Source organism: uncultured Halopseudomonas sp., assembly GCF_963977355.1.
GTDB lineage: Bacteria > Pseudomonadota > Gammaproteobacteria > Pseudomonadales > Pseudomonadaceae > Halopseudomonas.
Genome location: NZ_CAXBOV010000051.1, coordinates 1 through 4,988, shown reverse-complemented (window position 1 = coordinate 4,988; position 4,988 = coordinate 1). Strand labels below are relative to the sequence as shown.

At 57.2% G+C, this 4,988-nt stretch carries 6 protein-coding genes; all 6 read right to left on the bottom strand.

Features of this window, described 5'->3' with window-relative positions; genetic code table 11:
• On the bottom strand, positions 1-1,673 hold a 1,673-nt coding region (locus AAC076_RS17150), incomplete at its 3' end, for a DUF4158 domain-containing protein (protein WP_339848040.1).
• Between the two features lie 81 nt (positions 1,674-1,754).
• On the bottom strand, positions 1,755-2,501 hold the full coding sequence (locus tag AAC076_RS17145) for a sterol desaturase family protein (RefSeq protein WP_218972799.1): 747 nt from the start codon (positions 2,499-2,501) through the stop codon (positions 1,755-1,757).
• A 68-nt stretch (positions 2,502-2,569) separates the two neighbouring features.
• Positions 2,570-3,637 carry a Glu/Leu/Phe/Val dehydrogenase gene (locus AAC076_RS17140; RefSeq protein WP_339652229.1) on the bottom strand — a complete coding sequence of 356 codons (1,068 nt, stop codon included), beginning with the start codon at positions 3,635-3,637 and terminating at the stop codon, positions 2,570-2,572.
• Between the two features lie 323 nt (positions 3,638-3,960).
• Positions 3,961-4,356 carry a group III truncated hemoglobin gene (locus AAC076_RS17135; RefSeq protein WP_015077961.1) on the bottom strand — a complete coding sequence of 132 codons (396 nt, stop codon included), beginning with the start codon at positions 4,354-4,356 and terminating at the stop codon, positions 3,961-3,963.
• Between the two features lie 63 nt (positions 4,357-4,419).
• Positions 4,420-4,728: a broad-spectrum mercury transporter MerE gene (gene merE / locus AAC076_RS17130; RefSeq protein ID WP_015077960.1), complete on the bottom strand. Its 309-nt coding sequence runs from the start codon at positions 4,726-4,728 to the stop codon at positions 4,420-4,422.
• Positions 4,721-4,988: MerR family DNA-binding protein (locus tag AAC076_RS17125; protein ID WP_339848036.1), on the bottom strand; the 268-nt coding region annotated here is incomplete at its 5' end. The genes merE and AAC076_RS17125, both read right to left, overlap by 8 nt.

The window sequence follows — 4,988 nt, the reverse complement described above, 5'->3', positions numbered from 1 at the left end:
TTCCGGATCACCAGCTCTTCACCATTGAAGACGGCGTATTCATTCTCCGGGAAGTTACGGTCAATGCGGTCCGCCGTTTCGCTCAAGCGTGAGCGGGCCTGCGCCACAAAAGCGGCTGGGTCGGATGCGATATCAACCATCGCACTGTAGTCCGCTATTTGGGCATCATAGACACTCCAATCCACGAGCTGATCGCGGTAGTCGCTGTACTGGTCGCTATTCGCGACCGCGAGATCGCCGGAAATCAGTTCACGCTTCACCTGTGTCAGTACGCCCAGCTCGAAATACTTCCGGTAGACCATGCCGGGCGGTAGCTGGCTTGGCCCCGCCCCCAATACCAAACGGCGCCAACGCTCCGGTAGCCAGGACACGTCGACGGGTTGAGTGCTGAGCACAAGGCATTCCTTACGGCTGTGCCGGTGCTTTTTCAGAGTCGCAATCGCCTCAATCAAGGATTGATCGTGGCTGGTTGCCGCCAGATCCAGTAGTTCAAGGCAATTGAATAACAGGGGGCGTAACGGGCGGTAGGGTTGCAGCATGAACGGGATGAAGTTATTGCCAGCATAGGCCATGTGTTCCTCACACTCGGCCAGTAATTCATCAGGGTCGCTCTGGATGGCAGCCGCCACTCGGGCACCTCGCTCGGAATCCGTCGGCGCTTCCTGAACGGCGGTCAGCACGTCACGCAGTTGAGCGACCAGTTTGTCCATCCGTTTCATGTGATCCAGATGATACTGGTTCAGGTTGGCTTCCGCCTTAGTCTTGATGTTGCGCATCTTGCGGACAAAGATGTCGACGGCATCGTCCATTGCGCGACGCAATTGGGCATGGACCAACAGAATCATCAAGGCATAGCGTTTGGTGCTTTGCATAGCCTTGATGTTGGCCGCGCCAAGCGCTCGTGCTTCCAGTATGAAGTGGTGATACTTGGCGGCTGGAATGTGATCAACAGCGGGCAATCGTTGACACCAGCCCTGAAGCCATTCCAGGTGCTGAAGATACTTCTTCACTTCCGTATTGGTCGGCTTTTTGGGTTCCTGTTTCAGTTTATGCCAACTGGTATGAGATGAATCGTCTGGCACTTGCAGCAGCCGGTCAAATTCCTGTTTTTGATGCGCCGTCAAACCCGCACTGAGCGTCCGAAAGTAACCTGTATTAACCGTGCTGCGAGCCTGACGCGCGGACCGTTGCAGCGTTGAAAAACCCGGCAGTTCAAAACGCTGGCGCACCAGCTCTTCGATCACCACATTGATAATGTCCGCCAGATCTTGCTTGGTGGTTGCCGCTTCACGCGCCAAGTCCCTCACGATAGCCTTGCCTTCGACGGTAAACGCCTTGATGCCCACCTGTTGACGAATCGCGTCCAACATCCGCTGACGGGCGCCACCATTGCGGTCGTATTCCCTGAGCTGGCTCAATGGGACGGGTAAAAGGTCGTCGCAGGCCAGGATATGCGCTGTGATGGGCCGCGGGACCGTTTTGAGATTCACGAAGTAGCCTAAGCGCTGAACCGTTTTCAGGAGAATTAACAAGGCACCACGAGCAGCCGGTGTTCGGCCGTGCTTTCTGGCAAAGGCACATTCTTTGGCGGTGGGTGTATAGATTTCCGCCAGTTCCTGTTCAGAGACGTCCGCCTTCAATCGCGGATAGGCGGTTTCGTGGAGGCCACTCATGTACGGACCTTTTCTATCAGTGCCCCATGATGAGGTCTTTCCGATTAAATGAAGAACTCCTGATGATAGTGCTTACAATGATCAGGGGCGTCGGTAGGTGCTGCGAAATGGCTGAATCAGCATCTGATCCAACCGGAGGTCCCGCGGCTCTCGAAAATCCTCGATGCCGATGACCATTCCAATATGGCCAGCGGCAGGTTTATCCCGATAGGTGCCAAAAAACCGGTCCCACCAAGGCAAATTAAAACCAAAGTTGCTATTTGTCTCTTCAGGAACAATCGAATGATGCACGCGGTGCATATCCGGCGTGACCACCAACCGTCTCAACTTTTGCTCCAGCCCTTGAGGCAATCGTACGTTTCCGTGGTTGAACATTGAGGTTGCATTGAGAATCACTTCGAAAATCAGTACCGCAATCGCAGGTGCTCCCAGCGCAACCACGACGGTGATTTTAATGGCCATGGAGAGCACAATTTCCAGAGGATGGAAACGCAGGCCCGTCGTTACGTCGAATTCCAAATCCGCATGGTGCATACGATGCAAGCGCCAGAGCCAGGGCACTGCATGAAAGATGCGATGCTGAAAGTAGATTGCGAGATCAAGCGCGATCGTCCCCAAAAGGACTGACAACCAAACTGGCAGATTGGCCAGATTTAGCAGTCCCCACGCCTGCTCATTCGCCATCACCGCAGCTCCGACGGCGGCCACGGGAAACAATAGCCGAACGACCAGGGTGTCCACCACGACCATCAAGAGGTTATGTGGCCACCGCTGCCGGCGAGTGTAGCGCTGGTCGCGACGTGGTGCGGCGGCTTCGGCAAGTATCATTACAAGCAGGATGCCCGTGAAGATCCCAAGCCGGATGACTGCCTCGTGGTCAAGTATGGCTTTACCTCTTATGCTCGGTGATCGTTGAAATAGCCCTGCGTGCCTTGTTGCGCCATGGCATCGGCGATGCGGCCGATGGCCTGTGTATAGGCCGCGGTCCGCAGCGTTGTGTTACCTTCCTCCGCCCGGTCGAAACAGGCGCCGGCCTCGCGGGCCAGGCGTTCGGTGAGGCGCCGATTGACTTCGTCTTCGGACCAGGTATCACCGATACGGTTCTGCACCCATTCCAGATGGCTGACGATCACACCGCCGGCATTGACCAGTACATCCGGTAGCACCTCGACACCGCGTTTGGCTAATTGGTCATCGGCCGCATTACTGACGGGCCCGTTGGCAATTTCCAGGATCGTGGCGGCATTTACGGTCGCGGCATTTTGCTCGGTGACGGCGTCCTCCAGTGCGGCTAGTACCAGTACATCGACATCAAGAGCCAGCAGCTCTTCGTTGGTCAGTTGCTCGACGTCGGCTTCCTGGCAGACCGATTCATCACAGTAAACCATGCCCTTGAGCTCCCGGTTCTTGTGCTTATGGCGCCAGATCGGGTCTGGATCGAGTCCGTCAGCAGCATAGATGGCACCCTGGGAATCCGACAGCGCGACGATCCGATAGCCGCGCTCGCGTGCCAGCCGAGCGAAGTGATAACCGGCATTGCCGAAACCCTGGACCGCCACACGGAGTTCTTCATGCGTTTTACTGCGGCGCTCGGCCCACAGATCAAGCACCTGCAGCGCACCACGCCCGGTGGCCGCGGTGCGACCCCTGGAACCGCCCAGCCCTAAAGGTTTGCCGGTGATGGTGGCCGGTACCTGACGGCGTTCGATCTGGGCAAATTCGTCGGCCATCCAACCCATGATGGTGTCGTTGGTGTTGACATCCGGTGCCGGGATGTCACTGTCCGGCCCGATGAGGTCATGAAAGGCGCGGATATAGCCACGCGACAGACGTTCCAGTTCCAGTCGGGAGAGCGCCTTGGGGTCGACCCGAACACCACCTTTGGCACCGCCGAATGGCAGGTCCACCACCGCGCACTTGATGGTCATCCAGAAGCTCAACGCCGTGACTTCTTCCGCGCTCACGTCCGGATGAAAACGAATGCCCCCCCTTGCTTGGTCCGCGAGTGTCGTCGTAGCGTATGCGCCAGGCCGGAAAGAATTGCAAGGTGCCGTCGTCCATGCGGATCGGGATGTTGACCTGCACGCTCTGCTGCGGCTGGGCCAGACGCCTGCGAACGTCATCAGGGACGTCAAGTTGGTTAAAAATCCCGTTCAGGTGACCGTTGTCACCGAAGGCTTGGGCGTTGGAATGACTCATGGTTGTGACTCCTTATCGAACCCGCAAAAGTGTTTTGCGATGTCTTATGATTCAGCTTTCCATTGAAAGTGGGTTGTGCGATCGTCCGTTACGTGTTGATTGGTGAGCGTGTAAGTTGCACAAGATTCCCCGCGATCCGTGTTGCTAATGTCTTGGCGCGGTCTGCGCTCGGCCCTGCGAAATCTTCGTTCACGGTCTCCCGAAACAGCTTCAGCCAGCGTTCGAAGTCATCAATCTGCAAAGGGTGTCGCGCGTGCAACGCCAAGTGGCGGGCGACCATGTTGCGCCGGTAGCCGTCGCGTTCGCCGAGCAGCAGCTTGCACCAGTAGGCGCGGATGTGCGGCAAGTGCGTTTCGAGCTCGATATCTGCCACGTCCACGAACAGCGTGCGCAGGCGATCATCAGCCAGGACCTTCCGGTAGAAGGCATCCAGCAACTCGGCGATGGCCTCGGGCGTGTCGAGATCGCGCGGGGTTGAGTGCATGGCGGTGCTCCTGGCTAAACGGTGATGTACTCGGTAGCTGGCGAGCGTGGGTGTTTGCGCGACTTACGGTTGTGACTCCTTCTCAGACGGGGTATCGCAGCAAGCATCGTACTGCCTCTTGCGCCATAGCGCGTAGACGGTCAGGCCGATGAAAATGGCCAGGGCCGGCAGCAAGACGTAATCCAGATAACCGGTCAGTGCGATACCCACGATTACCCAGTAGTCCCCGAGAAAAACGCCGGCACCCGTTCCGGTCAGCACGATGGCAAGAATCGGCAAATGACAGGGGCAACTCAGCACCGCCAATACCCCCCACAGGTAACCGGTGAGCGGCCTGGATACCTCGGCCGGTTCGCGCGCCTTATCAGTCATGTCCACGTGCCGCCTTGGTTAGTACTTGGGTGCAGCGATTCAGCGCGGCTCTTTTAACACCAATCGTGTGTTGTATTTGCCGTTCGACGGCTCGGCACTGCCGTTCATCTCCGCTATCCAGCGCCTGTATAAACTCGGTAATCTCGGGTAGACCGAGACCGGCTTCACGACAGGAGCAGATTAACTTCAGCCGTTCCAGGCAGCTGTCATCGAATAAGCGAAAACCAGCTTGGGTAGTACTACAGGCGTACACCAATCGC

Bases quoted from the DNA above. Each gene is read 5' to 3' on its own strand.
- AAC076_RS17135 (WP_015077961.1), bottom strand. From the start codon at position 4,356: ATGCACTCAACCCCGCGCGATCTCGACACGCCCGAGGCCATCGCCGAG.
- AAC076_RS17145 (WP_218972799.1), bottom strand. From the start codon at position 2,501: ATGATACTTGCCGAAGCCGCCGCACCACGTCGCGACCAGCGCTACACT.
- merE (WP_015077960.1), bottom strand. From the start codon at position 4,728: ATGACTGATAAGGCGCGCGAACCGGCCGAGGTATCCAGGCCGCTCACC.